2 pseudogenes are annotated in these 3,609 nt (G+C 32.4%); both read right to left on the minus strand.

Annotation, left to right across the window (positions count from 1 at the left end):
• Window positions 1–2,395: pseudogene (locus RWS90_RS07705) on the minus strand (NEAT domain-containing protein); the annotation flags it as partial.
• A gap of 367 nt (window positions 2,396–2,762) precedes the next feature.
• Window positions 2,763–3,609, minus strand: a pseudogene (locus RWS90_RS07710) (peptidase); the annotation flags it as partial.

Consider the following 3,609-nt stretch of genomic DNA (forward strand, 5'->3'; position numbering starts at 1 on the left):
CTAGTTTGTCGGCTTCGGCTTTTTCTCTTTCAGCTTTTTCTTTAGCTAGTTTGTCGGCTTCGGCTTTTTCTCTTTCAGCTTTTTCTTTAGCTAGTTTGTCAGCTTCAGCTTTTTCTTTTTCAAGGCGAGCAGCTTCGGCCTGAGCTTTTGTAGCTTCGTCTTGGTGTAAAGCAGTAACTTGTTCTGCTGTTAATGGAGTAGCAGCATTCCAATTAAAGTTTAATGTGGCAGGAACATTTGAATGTAATGGTTTGCCATTAGATGATACATCGAAATTGATAGTTTTTTCTGTTAATTTTTCAGCACTTGTGAAGTGGAATAGTTTTTCATTACCTTCACCACCAAGATCTGTTCGTTCAGCAGCTTTACCATCAACACTTAATGAATCAACAGTTCCTACAAGAGGTCCAAATTGTAAGTTTTTAAATGTTAAGTAGTAGTGGTAAGTGTCGTTAACTTTTTCTACACGAGTTTTTTCGTGAACTAGGGCACCATCTGACATTGATAGTTTATTAGCAACATTAGCATCATAAATTTTAGCCGGTACTGAATTATTAGCGGCTTCTTCTTTAGTAGCTTCTACAGTAGGGAAGTCTAGTTTTAGATATAACGCAGCTTCACCAGTCGCATTTAATGAATTTTTAAATGTTGTGTTTATCGGTATTATATCTAGTAACTTATCAGTCATAAGAGTTACTTTTTTAGTCTTTTTGTTAATCTCCTCTAGAGAAGCATCTGTACCATTGTGTGCAATTTTTGTGAATTGGTATTTAAAGACTTTAGTGGACATTGTTGTCCCTTTGTTTTCCTTCACATTAAACGTATATTTGTATTTGTTATCAACTTTTTCTATAGTGATGTCTTTTTCAAGTAATGGAGCGTAACCAGAAATACTATTATCTTGTTGAGTATATAATTCCCCTTTTACAGTAGTAGGGAAAGTAGTAGGTACTTTGTCAGCAGTTACTACATGATCAGGGAATGCTGGTTTAGCAGGTGCAGGATCTTCTTTAGGTTTCACCGGTGCAGGTGTAGGAGTGACTGGTTTTGGTTTAGCAGGCACCACTACTTCTTCGATTTTAGCTGGTCTTTCTTTATAAGCAGTTGCAGTATCATAGTATAGTTGCAATGTAACAAAGTGAGACATTAATGCTCCATTAGGATAAGGAGCAGTTCCATCTAACTGAATTTTTTCTAAAAGTTTATCAGTTGTTATAGATGCTTCGTTAATAGATGAATCAGCATTTTTAGCTAGTGTAGTAAAAGGAACGTCTTTACCTTCGTATGCTAATTTTTTCAATTCAAATGGATAGAATTCTCCACCTACATTAGCAAGACCTTTTTTGAATCTTAATGTATATTTATATTTTTCTCCAACTTTTTCAACTCTAACGTAGCTATCTAGTGCAGAACCGTATAATGATTCTTCATCATTGTTGTTAGCATTTCTAAAGTGTCCTTGAACGTGAATTCCACCATCCGGGAAACCTATTTTTACCTTCCCATCAATATGTGTTTTTATAGTTCCTTTATATTCTACATCTTTATTAGGATTTTTGTATGTAGCAGCTTCATAGTTGTCAGCTGTAACTTTTTTTCTAGAAAGTGAAGTTAAGTCGAATTTTAAAATCATTTTTTGAGTTCCAGTTCCAGGATTATTAGTCGCTTCACCAATAGATTCCATAACAGGAACAAACACTTCAGTAAATGTTTCTAGTTTATTATTATCATCAATTTTATTTTTATCTACATTGTAGGCAACAGTTTTTGGATAAACAGTACGATTAGGGAATTTCTTTTTGTATGTATCAATATATGCATCTTTCACGTTTTCAGGGTAATTTTCAACTATAGTAGTATCTTTAAATTCACTGCTTTTGATCTCAAAACGATTTGCATGAGTTTTATCACCATCATAGTATTTTAAATTTCCTAAGTATCCAGACATAGTACCTAATGTAATAGGTTTAAATGTAACACTTACAGAGTACTGTCCATTTTTTACTATTAATTTTGTTTTTTCGTTATCTAATCCAGCGGCAGCCATAGAAGGACTTTCCCCGTTACCGAAGTTAATAGCTTCAGCAGTAATTTTATATTCTCCATCTTTTAATGCTTTAACGTCTTGTGGTACAGTAGCTGGTTCATCAGCATTAGGCGTAGTTGTTGCCGGCGTTGTAGCTGTTGGAGCAGCTGCTGCAGGAGTAGTTGCTGTTGGTGGCGTAGTTGGAGCAACTGCTGCAGGAGTAGTTGCTGTTGGTGGCGTAGCCGGAGCAACTGCTGCAGGTGTTTCTGCTGCAAAAGCAAAGTTATCTTGATCATATGCTTCGATTGCCGCAATTGCTGAGAATATTGCAGTTGCAGACAAAACTTTTAATAATGTTGTATTTTTCATATTAAGTAAGGTTCTCCTTTAATTATAAATAGATTGATTATTTTTTTAATCTTCAATATTATTATATTACAAAAGATTAAAAAAATAAAGATAAAAGTGATAATTAGTCTCATGTATAAGGTAAAATCTTAGTTTTTTACTTTAAAGTTTCAAAAATAAGACATAGTTTGTTCACATTTTACTCGGTGAGAGTGACTCGAAAATCGCGATTTTGAAAGAATAGATTTTATCGAGTCACTCCGCAAAGTTTATAAGATATCTAAAAAGCTCTTATAAAGTGAATTTAGATGTCAATAAACTACCGCGTCTATTAGTTTTCATATAAACTCTTTTAAAAAATTTTGGTTAGTTTCTCTTAGATTGAGTATTATTTGTGAATTCTTCTACGCAAAACAAATGAAGCAAGTAATATTAGTAAACCATAAACAAATGTGGCTTTATTAGTTACACCTGTTTTTGCCAATGTTTTAGTGTTTGTAGCTACGTGTTTCATCTCTTGAACATTTGTTTTTGTATTGAAATCTGTATTGTTATTTAATGAATTTATATTAAATTCAGGAAGTACAGATTGGACTAGTGCATTACCTTTGTAAGATACTGATGTATCAGAAGGCGTTATATTGATATTTGAATTAGTTTGGTTTGTTGTTTCTTTTTTAATGATAGTATATAAGCTAAAATGATTTGTGAAAAATGTTAATTTCCCATCTTTATAGATACTTGGAATTTTTTCAAGGTTATTATCGTTTACATAATATACCTCTAATTTTTCATTCTCATTAGCCAATAGTGCTACAGTAACGGTACGAGTTTCACCTTTTTTATCTATTATATTTCCTTTTTCATCTTTAAAATAAAGATCAATCGTTTTTATTACTTGCATTTTTTCATCAGTATTTTTAACTAAAGATTCTACTTTAGTTGTATTCTTTTCGTCAGCTTTTACGGCTATAAATTGAGTTGCTTTAATATTAGAGTTGTTAAATGAAACACTAATATCACTAATTTTACTTTCGTTTTCCACAGTAGCTACCAAGGTATCTTTAAGAGTAGCAGTTTTTATAATTGCTTTAAATTTTTCTTTTTCATCTTCTGAAATATTGCTATCTTTCATAATCGCATCTACTGTTTCAGATTTTAGTCTTTCTAGTTTTTCAATTTCCTCTTTTTCTTTGGCAAGTTTTTCTTTTTCCGCCTGAGCTTTAGCAGCAGCT

The sequence above is a fragment of the uncultured Gemella sp. genome, assembly GCF_963529685.1.
Classification (GTDB): domain Bacteria; phylum Bacillota; class Bacilli; order Staphylococcales; family Gemellaceae; genus Gemella.